Origin of the sequence: Sphingorhabdus lacus (assembly GCF_009768975.1) — a bacterium.
Classification (GTDB): domain Bacteria; phylum Pseudomonadota; class Alphaproteobacteria; order Sphingomonadales; family Sphingomonadaceae; genus Sphingorhabdus_B; species Sphingorhabdus_B lacus.
The window spans coordinates 1,258,930-1,273,345 of sequence record NZ_CP035733.1; the positions used below are offsets into that span (position 1 = coordinate 1,258,930).

The window sequence follows — 14,416 nt, forward strand, 5'->3', positions numbered from 1 at the left end:
GGCATTGCTGTTAATTATTTTAACTATGAAAAAAATCGCCCGCCTGTTCACCATAAAGACCAAATTGGAGGTCTTCCTCATCACCTACGCGCTCGGCCTGGGTGCGGCTGAAAGGGGTAAGGACTATATGGTCCAATATCCGGGCAATGTGGGCAAGATGTTCTTCGTGCTGTGCACCGTCGCGGTGTTCATCGCGGCGTCCAAGATGTTGGAGGCGATTGACCTGCACAAGGCGTTTGGGGTGGATTGAGGGGGAAAGTCCCCGGATTCTGTTGCCCGGCTCCGGGGGGCCGCTGTAACCTTTCTGTTGCCCGGCCGGTTCGGCCGCGTTCTTTTAGGATAATTTCAGACCGTGAGGCCCAAAATTACGCTGCGAGAGCAAGTGCTTCGTTATCGTTTGCACTTATGAGTTTTGAACCATTTCACGGCTTATTCATGCCGGGCAAAAACAATGCTTTTCAACGCACGTCGATCCTAGTTCAGCCCCATCAGAACGCCCGGTAAACCGGGAGATATGGTGGAGCTGCCGGGTACCGCCCCCGGGTCCGCTGCATCTATTGCACATCGCAATTTATCGCCATAGCCGGGCGAACCCGGCACCGACCCATATAGGCGATCTTTCGTGAATGGGAAGTGAAGAGCGTTAAATTAAACATTGTAACAACATGATTAGCCCTTAAAGTTCTACAATTAGAGGGCATTGAAATGGATATTGATTACTCGAGGGTTCTAGCCATTGCTGTAGCAACTGGACTTCTAGGTATTTGGCGAGGTTGGAAAGAATATCGGAACAACCTGCCGGATGACATCCGAAGTGAAATATTTTGGAACGACCGCAGATACGAAGCCCTAAAAAAAGCCATGGCTGCAGCTTGGAAAGTATATTTTTGGGCGCTCGTCTTAGTTAGCGCGATTGTAGCACTCTTTCTGTTTGAAATCATTCCACCTGAGTGGGTCTTCGGCCCATAACATATTCAAGTTTTAGAATTCAAACGCCCTGCATATTCCGGCTCTCCGCCGGAATGCGGACGACGAGGCCGTCGAGTTCGTCGGTCAACAGGATCTGGCAGGACAAGCGGCTGGTGCGCCGTGCGCCGCTGGCGAGGTCGAGCATATCTTCTTCATCTTCGACGGCGGGCGGCAATTTGTCGAACCATGCCTTGTCCACAATTACATGGCAGGTGGAGCAGGCCATCTGCCCCTCGCATGTCCCTTCGAGTGGCATCCCGGCGCCCTGCGCAACCTCCAGCAACCCTAGGCCGGTTTCGGCCTCAACCTCATGTGCGTCGCCTTCGGCGTTGATGAAGGTTATCTTGATCATAACATCGCCCCTGCTGCACGATTGATTGCTTCGGCAGCAATATCAATTTCCGCAAGCGTCGTATAGCGCCCAAAACCAAGCCTTATCGAAGATTTTGCTTGTGTTTGGGACAGTCCGAGCGCCGACAGCACATGGCTCGGGCGGCCCGAACCGCTGGCGCATGCCGATCCGGCGGAAAAGGCAATGTTGCGGCATTCCGACATCAGGCGGCCCACATCCACCCCGTCCCGGCGGATGTTGAGATTGCCTTTGTAGCGGTGGATTGTCGACCCGTTCACGGTCCAGTCCGAAAATGCCGCAATGGCGTGGTCCCATAACAGCGCGACATGCGCGTCATCCTGCTCCATCCGCTGTGCGGCCAGCTGCGCCGCTGCGCCAAAGCCTGCGCATAAGGCTGGCGACAAGGTTCCAGAACGCAGCCCCTGTTCTTGCCCGCCGCCATGCATCAAGGGTGTAAGTTCAATCCCGTCGCGCACCCACAAGGCACCAATGCCCTTGGGTCCGTGAATCTTGTGCGCGGACACCGCAATCATATCCGGCCCGTCGGGGATTGGCATCCGGCCAAAGGCCTGCACCGCATCGCACAGCAGCAGACCGCCCTGTATATGGCATTGCTCGGCAAGATCGGCGACCGGCTGGATCGTTCCGATTTCATTATTCACGAGCATGGCCGCAAACAGGCCCTGCCCCGCACCATCAAACCCAGCGCGCCCGTCGGTCCCGACCGGCACAACTGCGCCGCCCAGATAGGCCACGCAATCCAGCACCGCCGCATGTTCGGTGGAAAGCGCCGCAACCGGCAAGCCGCAGCCTTTGATGGCGAGGTTGAGCGCTTCGGTCGCGCCGCTGGTGAAAATCAACTTGCCCCCTTTGGGCAGCAAGGCGGCAATCTGGTCCCGCGCCACTTCCACGGCGGCGGCCGCCTTACGTCCACCGGCATGGGCGCTGTGCGGATTCCAGAAACCGTCTTTCAACCAGGGCTCCATCGCAGCAAAGGCTTCCGGAGCCAGTGGCGTTGTTGCCTGATAATCGAGGTAAATCACGCCGCCTTTGTCCGCGCCGCGATGCCGCGCCACACATCGATAAAGCGGTCGATATGGGCTGCATTAGTTTCGGGACCGAAGCTAACCCGGATGACTTGCGAGGCCGCCTTTTCATCCCAGCCCATCGCACCCAGCACATGGCTGGTTTTCAATGTACCCGAAGAACAGGCGCTACCTGCCGACACGGCGATCCCTGCCATATCGAAGTTGATCAATTGGCTCGATGCCGCAGCGCCCGGCATCTGGTAACTCGCAATGGTCGCAAGCCGATCGCTCGCGTCGGCAACCACAATTCCCCCGGCCTCGCGCACCGCCGCATCCAGAACGGCCCGCAGACGCGCAGCTTCGGCCAGCCATGCAAATCCGGCTTCCAATGCAACGGCCAAGCCAATCGCGGCGGGGAGATTTTCGGTGCCCCGACGATAGCCCTGCTCCTGCCCGCCGGTGGGTTGCAAAAGCCCCAAATTGCGGGTCAGCAAGGCCCCGACACCCGGCGGCCCGCCCAGTTTATGCGCAGAAATCGCGATAAGGTCCGCCTCTGGCAAAGGCAATTTTCCAGCGCTTTGCGAGCAATCGGTGAATAATGTCCCTCCAACGGCACGGACCGCCGCCAGAATGTCGGGCAGCGGCTGGATCACACCGGTTTCATTGTTGACCGACTGCACGGCATAGCGGGCGGCGGCCTGAATTGCGGATGCCTCCACATAGCCGTCCGCGTTGACCGGCAGGCGCGTTTTTCCAGCCACGGCTAGCACCGCATCATGCTCAACCGCGCTGGCGATGGCATCCTGCCCGCGCAGGGCAAGTGCGATGGCTTCGCTGGCACCGCTTGTCAGGATCAGTTCGCCATCCCAGCCCAAGACGGCGTTAATCCGTGCGCGCGCATCTTCCAGCGCCGCACGTGCCGCACGGCCCTCGCTATGCGGGGAGGACGGGTTCGCCCACCGCGCCATCGCGTCGGCCATGGCTTCGCGCACCGCTGGCAGCAGCGGCGTCGTGGCGGCGTGGTCGAGATATATGCGCGGAATCGGGGCCATTTGTTCCATGACAGTTGCGAAAATCGTGACTGCTTCTATATAGCGCTTCGACTTCCTGCAAAGCCCGAACAATCGGTTGCTGCGCGGCACTTAAATATAGAATCGAAAAAATAGATGCCTGCCATTGCTATTCCAGGTCCCGAAGGCCGTCTCGAAGCCCGTTTTTCGCCCCCGCCACGCCCACGTGCACCGGTTGCGATGATTCTGCACCCGCATCCGCAGGCAGGCGGCACGATGAATGACCGCATCACACAGGCCTTGTACAAGACCTTTGTGGCGCGCGGCTTTGCCGTATTGCGCTTCAACTTCCGCGGCGTCGGCCGCAGCGAAGGCGAATTTGACAATGGCATCGGCGAATTGTCCGACGCGGCATCGGCGCTCGACTGGGTGCAAAGCTTCCATCCCGAAGCATCGACCACATGGATCGCAGGGTTCAGCTTCGGCGCATGGATCGGCATGCAATTGCTGATGCGCCGCCCCGAAATCCGTGGCTTCATCTCGGTCTCACCGCCGTCGAACATGTATGATTTCAGCTTCCTCGCCCCTTGCCCGTCTTCGGGTATCATCATTCAGGGCGCGCAGGATGAAGTCGTGAACCCCAATGCGGTGCAGAAGCTGGTCGATAAATTGCGGACCCAGCGCCACATTACGATCCATCATGACGAAATTCCCCGCGCCAACCATTTCTATGAAAATGAAATGGATATGCTGATGGCGTCGGTGAACAATTATCTGGATTTCCGTCTGGACCCCAATTCACCCATTAAGTGATGTTGGACGGGCGAAGTGCTATTTCACTTCGCCGGTCACCAGACTGTTGCCCTTTTCATCGGGCACGACCCAGATTGCGATATTGGCAAATATCACCAGCGCAGCCGCTATCATAAGCCACATTTGCTGGCTTAAACCGTCGCGCCGCCAACGCCTCCACGCCCCGAAAAGGAGCAAAAAGGCGGCAATCATGGCGAGCGATAGAATGGCGTTGAGCATATCCCCCCATAAAGCCCGTGGAAAAGCTGCACAATCGGGCAAATTCGCCATAGCGTTTTAGCTGCCCCTCGCTTAGAGGGACGCCATTGACGAGTCCCCACGCCCGCGAAGGATATGCCCATGCGTATCGCCATTGCCTCCGACCATGCCGCCCTCGCGCTGAAATCCGCGCTGGTCGACTATATGCGCCAACAAGGCCATGACATCACCGACCTTGGTCCGCACGACGAAAGCTCGGTCGATTATCCCGATTATGGGTATAAACTTGCCGCTGCGATCGCCGATGGCGATGCCGAGCGCGGCATTGCCTTATGCGGGTCAGGCATCGGTATTTCGATTGCCGTCAACCGCAACCCCGCCGCACGCGCTGCGCTCGTATCCGAACCGCTGTCGGCGCAACTCGCCCGCGAACATAATGACGCAAATGTGATTGCCATGGGCGCACGCCTGATCGGCATCGAAATGGCGAAAGCTTGCGTCGACCGCTTTCTTACAACGGAATTTGGTGGTGACCGTCACCAGCGCCGCGTCGATAAATTGTCCAACCCGCAAAATGCGAAGGAATCAGCATGAGCAGCCATCCCGCAAATGATCTGAGCAATGTACAGCCCGACGGCTTTTTCACCCGTGGCCTAGCCGAGGCAGATCCCGAAATTTCGGGCTGGATTGGCAAGGAACTGGAACGTCAGCAGGACAAGATCGAGCTAATCGCATCGGAAAACATCACCTCGCGCGCTGTTCTGGAGGCGACGGGTTCCATACTGACCAACAAATATGCCGAAGGCTATCCCGGCAAACGCTATTATGGCGGCTGCGAATATGTCGACGAGATCGAGACAATCGCCATCGAACGCGCCAAAAAGCTGTTCGGTTGCAATTTCGCCAATGTGCAGCCCAACAGCGGCAGCCAGATGAATCAGGCGGTTTTCCTCGCGCTGCTGAACCCGGGCGACAGCTTCATGGGCCTCGACCTCGCAGCCGGCGGTCACCTGACCCATGGTTCGCCGGTCAACCAATCGGGCAAATGGTTCAACCCCATCCCCTATGGCGTGCGCCGCGAAGACCAGATCATCGATATGGACGAGGTCGCCCGCATTGCCCGCGAAAACAAACCCAAGCTGATCATCGCAGGCGGCACCGCCTATTCCCGGATATGGGACTGGGCCGGTTTCCGCGCCATCGCCGATGAAATCGGTGCAATTCTGCTGGTCGACATGTCGCATATTTCGGGTCTTGTCGCTGGTGGCGCGCACCCCTCGCCCATTCCGCATGCGCATATCGTCACCACGACCACGCACAAGTCGCTTCGTGGACCACGCTCGGGTGTGATCCTGTCCAATGACGAAGCATTGGCCAAGAAGCTGAATTCGGCAATTTTCCCGGGGCTTCAGGGCGGACCGCTGATGCATGTGATCGCCGCCAAGGCTGTCTGCTTTGCCGAAGCAATGAAGCCCGAGTTCAAAACCTACGCCGCAAGCGTTGTGGAAAATGCCAAGGCGCTCGCGGCAAGCTTGCAGGAACAGGGCCTCGACATCGTATCGGGCGGAACCGACAACCACTCGATGCTCGTCGACCTGCGTCCCAAGGAAGCCAAGGGCAAACATGCCGAGCATGCGCTCGACCGCGCGTCGATCACCTGCAACAAGAACAACATTCCGTTCGACACAGAAAAGGCAACCCTCACCTCCGGCCTGCGTCTCGGCACGCCAGCGGGAACGACGCGTGGCTTCGGTCCGGCCGAATTCCGCGAAATCGGCAGGATGATCGCCGACGTCGTCGAAGGTCTGCGCAAAAATGGTGAAGCCGGTGACGGCCAGATCGAAGCACGGGTGAAGGCAGAAGCAGAAGCCATGTGCAAGCGCTTCCCAATCTATCCCTCTTGAACTATATAGGTGACTTACCCATCTAATACACAGAAGGGAAATTGACCATGGGATATTGTAACGAGTGTGACGGCGAATATCAGGACGGTGCGAAATTTTGTCCACATTGCGGGGCAAAAACGCCTGAACAACGTGCGGCGGAAAGCATTCCGAACCAGGCCAAACATTATGTTGGTGAGGCTGCGGACGAATTATGGGGTGCGACCAAGGACGCATTCCATACCGGCAAGCATCTCGCCGATCAGGACACGGTGAAAAAAGTCGCGGGCGGTGCTGCCATCGGCGCAGCTGCAGCGGTTATCGCGCCTATCGGTCTTGCCACAGGTGCATTGATCGGTGCAGGGATTGTCGCCTACCGCCATGTGAATAAAAAGAAAAATCAGGAAAACCAGAAATAGATGCGTTGCCCATTTTGCGGACATGACGACAGCCAGGTCAAAGACAGCCGGCCGACGGAAGACAATAGCGCCATCCGTCGCCGTCGCCAGTGCGAGGCGTGCGGCGGCCGGTTTACGACCTTTGAGCGCATCCAGCTGCGCGAGCTAACCGTCGTCAAGTCCGAGGGCAAACGCGAACCTTTTGAACGGGAAAAGCTGGAACGCTCGTTATCGGTCGCCTGTCGCAAGCGTCCCGTCGATGCGAGCCAGATCGAAAAGCTGGCTTCGGGCATACAACGCCAATTGGAAACCCTGGGCGAAAGCGAAATCGAGTCCAAGCGCATCGGTGAATTTGTGATGGCGGGCCTGAAAGCGCTCGATAGCGTCGCCTATATCCGCTTCGCTTCGGTCTATAAGGATTTCAGCGAGGCCAAGGATTTTGAAGATTTCGCCGGGAGCGTGGTTGAAGCGGCGAAGAAATGAGCGCGCCGCCCATTATCATCCTCGTCCGCCCGCAACTGGGCGAGAATATCGGCAAGGCTGCGCGTGCCATGCTCAACTTCGGGCTCACTGAAATGCGGCTTGTGGCGCCGCGCGACGGCTGGCCAAACCCTTCCGCCGGACCGGCCGCTTCGGGCGCCGACATCGTGCTCGCCAATGCGCAGGTTTACGATTCAGTTGCCGATGCTACCGCCGACATCAGCCATATATACGCCACCACAGTCCGCAAACGCGGTGTGACCAAGCCTGTTATCACGCCCGAAGCGGCAGCACGCGAAGTGCTCGGCAATGCGGGCCGCAGCGCGATCCTGTTCGGCGCAGAGCGGTCAGGCCTCGAAAGCGACGAGGTCACCGTAGCCCGCGCGATCATCACAGTCCCAATCAATCCTGAATTCGGTTCGCTCAATCTGGCGCAGGCGGTGATCCTGTGCGCTTATGAATGGTCGAAGACGCAAGATCTTGCGAGTCCGCCCAAAACCGATCTGGACCCGCCCGCGTCGCAATTCGAACTCGATGGCCTGATCCAGCAACTGGACGATATGCTCGATCCGCTTGGCTATTTCCGCCCGGAAGATCGCGCGCCTGTTACGCGCCGGACTTTGCGGAACTTGTTGACCAAACCGGCATGGAACGCCCTGGAAGTCCGGACATTGCGTGGCGTTTTGACAACATTGTCGCGAAATCGACGAACGGAGAAATAGCCGCTTGGCGGTCGGGCACCGCTTCGATAAGGTCATGGCTTAATCGATTACTGGAGACCCCCTACATGTTTACTTACGCACTTGTGTCCATCCTGCTGCTCGCCTCGGGCGCAAGCGATGCCGCCCCTGCCGCAGACGGTCCGGCACCCACCGAAGTGGCGAAATCAAAGCCCAAGAAAATCTGCAAAAATGTCGACTTGACCGGCAGCCGCATCGGCAAACGCAAGTGCAAGACCAAGGAAGAGTGGGAACAGAGCGAAAGCGTCATGGAGCTCGGCCAGAAAGGCGCTCAGGGCAGCATCAGCCGCTAAGCTACATATTATAAGGGATGCCGGGTTAAACCCCCGGCATTACTTACGAATATTGTCCCAATGCTGGAATTCGTAAGCGATGGACGCTTCGACCAGCTGGTCCCAAAGCTGCTCAACAATATCGACCGGTATCGCGCTCGCCGCTGCTGCCGCCTTTACGTTGGCCAACACTTGCGCCTTGCGCGCTTCGTCACGGACAGCGGAGCGTTCGGTCTTGATACGTGCCGCCGCGTCCATATAGCCAAAGCGCCGGACAAGCAGCTCAACCAGAGCGCGGTCGACGGCGTCGACTCCGGCCCGGACTTCGGTCATGTTGCGGCAATTTTGCGGGTCTACGCTCGGTTCGATCTCGGACATGGCCGCGCCTTAGAAAGCTGCGGCAATAAAGTCGAGCGTGATGTTGACAATTGGGCTCTTTGCGGCCATAGGCCCGCCTTCGCAATTGACCCTGCATCCCGGTGAAGCAGGTGTCCGGCCCATCTAGCATGTGTCGCGCGGTACCGGGAACATCGTTGTTAGCAAATTGGAGACTGTAAATGTCGAAGCGTACAAGCTCGAAGTATAAACTTGACCGCCGGATGGGTGAAAATATCTGGGGTCGTCCTAAATCACCTGTCAACAAGCGTGAATATGGCCCCGGCCAGCACGGTCAGCGCCGCAAGGGAAAGCTGTCCGATTATGGTATCCAGCTGCGCGCCAAGCAGAAGCTGAAGGGCTATTATGGCGACATCACTGAAAAGCAGTTCAAGCGCGCTTATCAGGAAGCCAACCGCATGAAGGGCGATACCTCGCAGAACCTGATTGGTCTGCTGGAGCGTCGTCTGGACATGATCGTATACCGCGCCAAGTTCGCACCGACGATCTTCGCCGCCCGCCAGCTCGTCAGCCACGGCCACATCCGTGTCAACGGCGTGAAGTGCAACATCGCCAGCCGTCAGGTTGACGTAGGCAGCATCATCAGCCTCGGCAACAAGGCGAAGGAAATGGCACTGGTCATCGAAGCTCAAGGCCTCGCCGAGCGTGACATTCCGGAATATGTTGCTGTCGAAGGCAACGACAAGGTGACGTTCGCACGCGTACCGACGCTCGACGAAGTACCTTATCCTGTAAAGATGGAACCGAATCTGGTCGTCGAATTCTATTCGCGCTAATTCTGGTTTTTAGCCAACAAAGGGGCGGTCCTTCGGGGCCGCCTTTTTTGTTTGGGGATATACGCTGCGTCTGGCAAAAGAGAAGCGAACGCGAAATCCAGGAGTTTTTTAATGCGAATTCTGACGCTTGCGGTTGCATCCGCTTTAATGCTGTCCACAGCCTGCAAACAGATGGACGACGAGGCGGTCAAGGCATCCGCATTACCTGAAGTATCGGTTCCGGAACTGTCCGAACAGACCATGAAGGACGTCGTGAAGGAATTGTCGCTCGACAGCTATGAAGGTCGTGCGCCGGGTTCGGTGGGTGAGGAAAAGACCGTTGCCTATCTGATCGACCGCTTCAAAAAAGCAGGGCTGGAGCCCGGGAACAACGGCAGTTGGACGCAGGATGTCCCTCTGGTCGAGATCACCGCGAAAAATGTGTCCGCCCTCAGCATCGCGGACAAGAGCGGCAAGGCCATGTCCTTTGCCTATGGCAGCGAATTTGTCGTCGGCAGCTATCGCGAAACGCCCAAGACCAAGATTGACCAGAGCGAAATGATATTCGTCGGCCATGGCATCGTCGCCCCGGAAAAGGGCTGGAACGATTATGAAGGCCTGGACGTCAAAGGCAAAACCGTAGTGATCATGGTCAACGACCCCGATTTCGATGCCGCCGATCTCACAGGCGACTTCGGCGGAAAGGCGATGACCTATTATGGCCGCTGGACCTATAAATTTGAGGAAGCCGCACGGCAGGGCGCCGCTGCCGCGCTCATTATCCATGACGATGCGCCCGCCGCTTATGGCTGGAATGTCGTCAATTCGAGCTGGACCGGAACGCAGTTTCTGGCCCAGTCCAAAGACGCCGGTGCCAGCCAGACAGCCGCCAATGGCTGGATCCAGAAAGATGTCGCGAAGGAAATCTTCGCCGCCGCCGGACAGGATCTGGACAAGCAGATGGCGGCCGCAAAAAAGAAAGGCTTCAAGGCTGTGCCTTTGGGCCTGACGGCGTCGTTGAGCTTTGACAATGACATTGCGCGTAAGGCGAGCAAGAATGTTGTCGGCGTCCTGAAAGGCGCAAAACGGCCTGAAGAATATGTCCTCTACACCGCACATTGGGACCATCTGGGCCGCTGCACCGCGGCAGCCGATGGTGACGACATCTGCAACGGCGCCGTCGACAACGCGACCGGCACAGCTGCTCTCGTTGCGTTGGCTGAAGGCTTCAAGAAAGCTGGCGCACCGGACCGCAGCGTCGTGTTCCTTGCGGTCACCGCAGAGGAATCAGGTCTGCTTGGTTCCAAATTTTATGCCGAAAACCCGGTCTTTCCGCTGAGCCAGACCGTCGGCGGCGTCAACATGGACGCCTTCTCCATGGCAGGCCCTGCGAAGAATCTGACCGTCATTGGCAAAGGCAAATCGCAACTTGACGACTATCTGAACGCCGCCGCCAAGGCCGAGGGACGCACCCCCGAAATGGAGCCGACCCCCGAAAAAGGTTTCTATTACCGCTCGGACCATTTCAGCTTCGCCAAATTGGGTGTGCCGATGGTCTATTTTGAAGGCGGAGATGATCTTGTCACTGGCGGCAAGGAAGCGGCCAAGGCGGCTGCCGAGGATTATGAGAAGAACCGTTACCACGCACCCGGCGACGAATATGACGAGGCATGGGACTGGTCCGGTGTGATGGCCGATCTTCGCCTTTATTATCGCGTAGGCCGGATGCTGGCGATGACCGATGCCTGGCCCAATTGGAATGACGGCGACGAATTCCGCGCCATCCGTGACAAAAGCCGCGACGGGAAATAAAGTCCCATGACGTTGAGAATGCCGGCCGAATGGGCACCGCATGAGCGTGTCTGGATAGGCTTCCCCAGCTTTTGGGGCCATTGGGAAGAACCCTTTGCTGCCGCCCAGAAGCAGATTGCGGCCTTTGCCAATGCCGTCCACGACGGCGGCAAGGGTGAGACGGTGTATCTGATCGCGGGCAATGCCGATGCGGCAAAAGTCGCCCGCGACCTCGCCGCGCCGGGCGTGATCGTTGAGGAACGCCATATCGGCGATGTGTGGCTACGCGACACAGGCTGCATCATTGTCGGTGAAGGCAATGGACGGATCGCACGCGATTTCGGCTTTAACGGCTGGGGCAACCGGTTCAATTTTGATGGCGATCAGGATATCGGCAAGACGCTGGCGCAGGCGGCTGGCCTGACTGTAACGCCATGCGATTGGGTATTGGAAGGCGGCTCCATCGATGTCGATGGCGAAGGCCGCGCTGTGACTACGGTCGACTGCCTGCTGAACCCCAACCGCAACCCGGAACTGGGCAAGGCGCAAATCGAAGCACGTTTGCGCAGCGACCTTGGAATCGAACAACTTCTATGGCTCGGCGATGGCCTCGCCAACGATCATACCGACGGGCATGTCGACAATCTCGCGCGTTTCGTGGGGCCGAACCATCTGGTAATCCCTGAAGCACGCGATGCGGACGACCCGAACAGCGACGTATACGTCGCCGCGCGCAAAGCGGCGGAGGACTTCGGGTGCCAAGTGACCCCCCTGCCTTCGGTCGGGCGGTTCGAACAATATGGGGAAACCGTCCCGGCCAGCTATATGAACTTCTATATCGGCAATAGCGTGGTGGTCGTTCCCACCTACGGCAGTCGCCATGATGATGCGGCTCTGACAGAGTTGCAAAGCCTGTTCCCGGCCCATAGAATCGTGGGCCTACCCGCCGATGCCGTCCTCACAGGCGGCGGCAGCTTCCATTGTTCCAGCCAGCAGGTGCCAATTTAGCTGTATTGGCTTTTGATCCCTTTCGACCCATATACAACCGCAGTTAAACAGAGAGGAATCCCCCATGAAAAAATCCCTTCTATTCGCACTCGCCGCAACCGCGCTGACTGTCCCATCCTATGCCGACGACCATAAGGGCATGAGTAAGGCCGAGCATGACAAGATGCACAAGGCGCATCAGGAGCGTTTGGCGAAAATCTTGACCGACCCGTCGCGTGCTGAAGATTCCAAGCGCGACAAATACCGCCATCCGGCAGAAACATTCGACTTCTTCCGCCTTCACCCCGATCATGTGATCGGCGAATACGCCCCCGGTGGCGAATGGGTGTCGCGCATTTTGGGCCGTTACGTTGACGACAAGGGCAAATATGTCGGACTCTTCTTCGGCACCAAGACCCATTTCAGCGACACCGCAAAAGAAGGCATCAAGGCCGGGATTGCAAAATTCCCTGCTGATGTTGCCGCTGTTTCCGGTCGGCCAGCAACCGACTTCAGCGCCTTTTCCTTGAGCGAGATTCCTGATGGCGCGAAAGGCACATTCGACCGCATCATTGTCATGCGCATGCTGCACAATATGCAACGCTGGAACATTGCCGACGCCGAAATCAAGGCAATGCGCGACCTGCTTAAGGACGACGGCCTTCTCGGCATTGAACAGCACCGCGCCAAGGCCGACGCGCCTTATAGCTATGCCGATGGCAAGAACGGATATCTTCGTGAAGCCGACGTTATCAAGTTCATGGAAGTGAACGGCTTTGAACTGGTTGGGAAAAGCGAAATCAACGCCAATCCCAAGGACGAAGCCAATTGGCCCGACGGCGTGTGGACCCTGCCCCCGCGCCTTGCCAAGGGTGAAACCGACAAGGCAAAATATGAAGCCATCGGCGAATCCGACCGTATGACGCTCTTGTTCAAAAAGCGGCCCTAACGTCCAATGACTGCGCGCTCAATTACCGTTGCGGCCTTGCAACTCCCCCTTGCCGGGGATGAGGCGACAAATATCGAAGCCGTGTCCGACCTCGTAAGTCAGGCAGCGGGACATGGCGCGCAGATCATACTCCCGCCGGAGCTCTTCTCCGGCCCCTATTTCTGCAAGACGCAGGAAGAACACCACTTCGCCCTTGCCCGCCCGACGTTGGAACACCCGTCGGTCCAGGCGATGGCAAAACTTGCAAAGCAATTGGGCGTCGCCATCCCCACCAGCTTTTTCGAACGTGATGGCGCGCATTTTTACAACACGATGGCAATGATTGATGCCGAGGGCGAAATTCTCGGCACCTATCGCAAAAGCCACATTCCCGACGGCCCCGGTTATCAGGAAAAATATTATTTCCGGCCCGGCAATAGCGGATTCAAGGTCTGGGACGTGTTCGGCACCCGCATCGGCGTAGGCATCTGTTGGGACCAGTGGTATCCCGAATGCGCGCGGGCAATGGCTCTGATGGGCGCGGAGATGCTGTTTTACCCCACCGCGATCGGGGCTGAGCCGCAGGACGCAACGCTCGACACGCGGCATATGTGGCGCCGCGCCATGGTCGGTCATGCGGTCAGCAATTGCATGCCGGTTATCGCCGCCAACCGTGTCGGCAGTGAAGATGACCATGGCCATGGGCCGCAGAAATTCTACGGCACCAGCTTTATCGCAAACGAATGGGGCGATGTCGTTTCCGATCTCGACGATACCGAAACCGGGATATTGATTGCCACATTCGATCTGGATCAAGCCCGCGCGCACCGTGCAAGCATGGGCTTTTTCCGTGATCGCCGACCGCAGCTTTACGGCCGTTTGGTTGAGGATATCTAGTCTGACCTATCTCTACCTCATCGGCTTGGGATCGAACCAATCGCTCCCCTTGGTAGGCCGCCCGCACCAGATACTAGATCAGGCCATTGCCGCGCTCGAAATGGACGACATAGACGTCTTCGCGCAGTCGGCAGTGATATCCAGCGCGCCTGTGGGCCCATCGCGGCGGCAATATGCGAATGCCGCAGCCGTTCTGGCAACGACCCTCACCCCGCCTGCCCTTCTCCAGCGGCTGCAGGATATAGAGGCGCATTTCAGCCGGACACGCCGTGGCCAGCCGTGGCAGGCCCGGACGCTCGATCTCGACATTCTCCTCTGGTCTGAAGGCATATGGGCGGAGAGCCAGCCACATCTGTCGATACCCCATCCAGCGCTCCGCACCCGCAATTTTGTCCTCACGCCAGCCGCCATGATCGCACCTGACTGGCGCGACCCGGTCACCGGCCTGACAATTAGGCAGCTACAAACACGATTTAACCGTCCAAAGCGGCTTGACCCCGCACTCTAGCGCCATTAGGG

20 protein-coding genes and 1 other RNA gene are annotated in these 14,416 nt (G+C 58.0%); 15 read left to right on the plus strand and 6 right to left on the minus strand.

The annotated features are described in order from the left end of the window. Positions 1–25 precede the first annotated feature (25 nt). Entirely contained in the window at positions 26–250 is a 225-nt protein-coding gene (locus EUU25_RS05870) for a hypothetical protein (RefSeq protein ID WP_158899157.1), read from the plus strand. Positions 251–292: 42 nt separating this feature from the next. Here EUU25_RS05870 and ssrA read toward each other — a convergent pair. Beyond that, positions 293–637, minus strand: a transfer-messenger RNA (tmRNA) gene (gene ssrA / locus EUU25_RS05875). A gap of 68 nt (positions 638–705) precedes the next feature. Here ssrA and EUU25_RS05880 point away from each other — a divergent pair. Next, the gene (locus EUU25_RS05880; RefSeq protein ID WP_158899159.1) at positions 706–969 is read left to right on the plus strand and encodes a hypothetical protein; all 264 of its coding nucleotides are present in this window, start codon (positions 706–708) and stop codon (positions 967–969) included. Positions 970–988: 19 nt separating this feature from the next. Here EUU25_RS05880 and EUU25_RS05885 read toward each other — a convergent pair whose 3' ends face one another. Genes EUU25_RS05885 through EUU25_RS05895 form a run of 3 tightly spaced genes read right to left on the minus strand, consistent with a single transcriptional unit; the run spans position 989 to position 3,401 of the window. Then, a complete protein-coding gene (locus tag EUU25_RS05885; RefSeq protein WP_158899161.1) occupies positions 989–1,321 on the minus strand; it encodes a 2Fe-2S iron-sulfur cluster-binding protein in 333 nt (110 codons plus the stop codon). Further along, the gene (locus EUU25_RS05890) at positions 1,318–2,397 is read right to left on the minus strand and encodes a cysteine desulfurase family protein (RefSeq protein ID WP_158899163.1); all 1,080 of its coding nucleotides are present in this window, start codon (positions 2,395–2,397) and stop codon (positions 1,318–1,320) included. The genes EUU25_RS05885 and EUU25_RS05890 overlap by 4 nt, the downstream gene beginning before the upstream one ends. Further along, positions 2,361–3,401: a cysteine desulfurase family protein gene (locus EUU25_RS05895; protein WP_158899165.1), complete on the minus strand. Its 1,041-nt coding sequence runs from the start codon at positions 3,399–3,401 to the stop codon at positions 2,361–2,363. Before EUU25_RS05895 ends, EUU25_RS05890 begins: the two co-directional genes overlap by 37 nt. Before the next feature lie 114 nt (positions 3,402–3,515). On the opposite strand from EUU25_RS05895, the gene EUU25_RS05900 reads away from it, so the two are divergent. After that, positions 3,516–4,172, plus strand: coding sequence for an alpha/beta hydrolase (locus EUU25_RS05900; RefSeq protein WP_143775205.1), 657 nt, complete (start codon positions 3,516–3,518; stop codon positions 4,170–4,172). A gap of 18 nt (positions 4,173–4,190) precedes the next feature. Here EUU25_RS05900 and EUU25_RS05905 read toward each other — a convergent pair whose 3' ends face one another. Further along, entirely contained in the window at positions 4,191–4,442 is a 252-nt protein-coding gene (locus tag EUU25_RS05905) for a hypothetical protein (protein WP_246162935.1), read from the minus strand. A 69-nt stretch (positions 4,443–4,511) separates the two neighbouring features. Here EUU25_RS05905 and rpiB point away from each other — a divergent pair, with 69 nt between their 5' ends. The 6 genes from rpiB (at position 4,512) to EUU25_RS05935 (ending at position 8,164) form a co-directional block, all read left to right on the plus strand. Continuing rightward, positions 4,512–4,964, plus strand: coding sequence for a ribose 5-phosphate isomerase B (rpiB, locus tag EUU25_RS05910; protein WP_187351296.1), 453 nt, complete (start codon positions 4,512–4,514; stop codon positions 4,962–4,964). Beyond that, the gene (gene glyA, locus EUU25_RS05915; RefSeq protein ID WP_158899169.1) at positions 4,961–6,274 is read left to right on the plus strand and encodes a serine hydroxymethyltransferase; all 1,314 of its coding nucleotides are present in this window, start codon (positions 4,961–4,963) and stop codon (positions 6,272–6,274) included. Before rpiB ends, glyA begins: the two co-directional genes overlap by 4 nt. Before the next feature lie 47 nt (positions 6,275–6,321). Further along, entirely contained in the window at positions 6,322–6,672 is a 351-nt protein-coding gene (locus EUU25_RS05920) for a zinc ribbon domain-containing protein (RefSeq protein WP_158899171.1), read from the plus strand. After that, complete coding sequence (gene nrdR / locus EUU25_RS05925) at positions 6,673–7,134, plus strand: transcriptional regulator NrdR (RefSeq protein WP_158899173.1); 462 nt, start codon at positions 6,673–6,675, stop codon at positions 7,132–7,134. It abuts the gene before it with no gap. Further along, positions 7,131–7,853: an RNA methyltransferase gene (locus tag EUU25_RS05930; protein WP_158899175.1), complete on the plus strand. Its 723-nt coding sequence runs from the start codon at positions 7,131–7,133 to the stop codon at positions 7,851–7,853. The genes nrdR and EUU25_RS05930 overlap by 4 nt, the downstream gene beginning before the upstream one ends. A gap of 65 nt (positions 7,854–7,918) precedes the next feature. Next, positions 7,919–8,164, plus strand: a complete 246-nt coding sequence (locus EUU25_RS05935) for a hypothetical protein (RefSeq protein ID WP_158899177.1) — start codon at positions 7,919–7,921, stop codon at positions 8,162–8,164. A 39-nt stretch (positions 8,165–8,203) separates the two neighbouring features. On the opposite strand, the gene EUU25_RS05940 is transcribed toward EUU25_RS05935, so the two are convergent. Further along, entirely contained in the window at positions 8,204–8,521 is a 318-nt protein-coding gene (locus EUU25_RS05940; RefSeq protein WP_158899179.1) for a chorismate mutase, read from the minus strand. A gap of 179 nt (positions 8,522–8,700) precedes the next feature. Between EUU25_RS05940 and rpsD the strand changes: the two genes are divergently transcribed. From rpsD to folK, 6 genes are all read left to right on the plus strand, one after another. Continuing rightward, the gene (gene rpsD / locus EUU25_RS05945) at positions 8,701–9,315 is read left to right on the plus strand and encodes a 30S ribosomal protein S4 (RefSeq protein ID WP_158899181.1); all 615 of its coding nucleotides are present in this window, start codon (positions 8,701–8,703) and stop codon (positions 9,313–9,315) included. Positions 9,316–9,426: 111 nt separating this feature from the next. Continuing rightward, positions 9,427–11,106 carry a M28 family metallopeptidase gene (locus EUU25_RS05950; protein WP_158899183.1) on the plus strand — a complete coding sequence of 560 codons (1,680 nt, stop codon included), beginning with the start codon at positions 9,427–9,429 and terminating at the stop codon, positions 11,104–11,106. Positions 11,107–11,112: 6 nt separating this feature from the next. Then, a complete protein-coding gene (locus tag EUU25_RS05955; protein WP_158899185.1) occupies positions 11,113–12,093 on the plus strand; it encodes an agmatine deiminase family protein in 981 nt (326 codons plus the stop codon). Positions 12,094–12,157: 64 nt separating this feature from the next. Beyond that, complete coding sequence (locus EUU25_RS05960; protein WP_158899187.1) at positions 12,158–13,021, plus strand: class I SAM-dependent methyltransferase; 864 nt, start codon at positions 12,158–12,160, stop codon at positions 13,019–13,021. A 6-nt stretch (positions 13,022–13,027) separates the two neighbouring features. Next, complete coding sequence (gene aguB / locus EUU25_RS05965) at positions 13,028–13,897, plus strand: N-carbamoylputrescine amidase (RefSeq protein WP_158899189.1); 870 nt, start codon at positions 13,028–13,030, stop codon at positions 13,895–13,897. Continuing rightward, positions 13,884–14,405 (plus strand): 2-amino-4-hydroxy-6-hydroxymethyldihydropteridine diphosphokinase, encoded by a 522-nt coding sequence (gene folK, locus EUU25_RS05970; RefSeq protein ID WP_158899191.1) that lies wholly within the window; start codon positions 13,884–13,886, stop codon positions 14,403–14,405. The genes aguB and folK overlap by 14 nt, the downstream gene beginning before the upstream one ends. Positions 14,406–14,416 lie beyond the last annotated feature (11 nt).

Excerpts from the sequence above, each read along its gene's own strand:
- EUU25_RS05870 (WP_158899157.1), top strand. The coding sequence starts at position 26 with ATGAAAAAAATCGCCCGCCTGTTCACCATAAAGACCAAATTGGAGGTC.
- EUU25_RS05880 (WP_158899159.1), top strand. The coding sequence starts at position 706 with ATGGATATTGATTACTCGAGGGTTCTAGCCATTGCTGTAGCAACTGGA.
- EUU25_RS05885 (WP_158899161.1), bottom strand. The coding sequence starts at position 1,321 with ATGATCAAGATAACCTTCATCAACGCCGAAGGCGACGCACATGAGGTT.
- EUU25_RS05895 (WP_158899165.1), bottom strand. The coding sequence starts at position 3,401 with ATGGCCCCGATTCCGCGCATATATCTCGACCACGCCGCCACGACGCCG.
- EUU25_RS05900 (WP_143775205.1), top strand. The coding sequence starts at position 3,516 with ATGCCTGCCATTGCTATTCCAGGTCCCGAAGGCCGTCTCGAAGCCCGT.
- EUU25_RS05905 (WP_246162935.1), bottom strand. The coding sequence starts at position 4,442 with ATGGCGAATTTGCCCGATTGTGCAGCTTTTCCACGGGCTTTATGGGGG.
- rpiB (WP_187351296.1), top strand. The coding sequence starts at position 4,512 with ATGCGTATCGCCATTGCCTCCGACCATGCCGCCCTCGCGCTGAAATCC.
- glyA (WP_158899169.1), top strand. The coding sequence starts at position 4,961 with ATGAGCAGCCATCCCGCAAATGATCTGAGCAATGTACAGCCCGACGGC.
- EUU25_RS05920 (WP_158899171.1), top strand. The coding sequence starts at position 6,322 with ATGGGATATTGTAACGAGTGTGACGGCGAATATCAGGACGGTGCGAAA.
- nrdR (WP_158899173.1), top strand. The coding sequence starts at position 6,673 with ATGCGTTGCCCATTTTGCGGACATGACGACAGCCAGGTCAAAGACAGC.
- EUU25_RS05930 (WP_158899175.1), top strand. The coding sequence starts at position 7,131 with ATGAGCGCGCCGCCCATTATCATCCTCGTCCGCCCGCAACTGGGCGAG.
- EUU25_RS05935 (WP_158899177.1), top strand. The coding sequence starts at position 7,919 with ATGTTTACTTACGCACTTGTGTCCATCCTGCTGCTCGCCTCGGGCGCA.
- EUU25_RS05940 (WP_158899179.1), bottom strand. The coding sequence starts at position 8,521 with ATGTCCGAGATCGAACCGAGCGTAGACCCGCAAAATTGCCGCAACATG.
- rpsD (WP_158899181.1), top strand. The coding sequence starts at position 8,701 with ATGTCGAAGCGTACAAGCTCGAAGTATAAACTTGACCGCCGGATGGGT.
- EUU25_RS05950 (WP_158899183.1), top strand. The coding sequence starts at position 9,427 with ATGCGAATTCTGACGCTTGCGGTTGCATCCGCTTTAATGCTGTCCACA.
- EUU25_RS05955 (WP_158899185.1), top strand. The coding sequence starts at position 11,113 with ATGACGTTGAGAATGCCGGCCGAATGGGCACCGCATGAGCGTGTCTGG.
- EUU25_RS05960 (WP_158899187.1), top strand. The coding sequence starts at position 12,158 with ATGAAAAAATCCCTTCTATTCGCACTCGCCGCAACCGCGCTGACTGTC.
- aguB (WP_158899189.1), top strand. The coding sequence starts at position 13,028 with ATGACTGCGCGCTCAATTACCGTTGCGGCCTTGCAACTCCCCCTTGCC.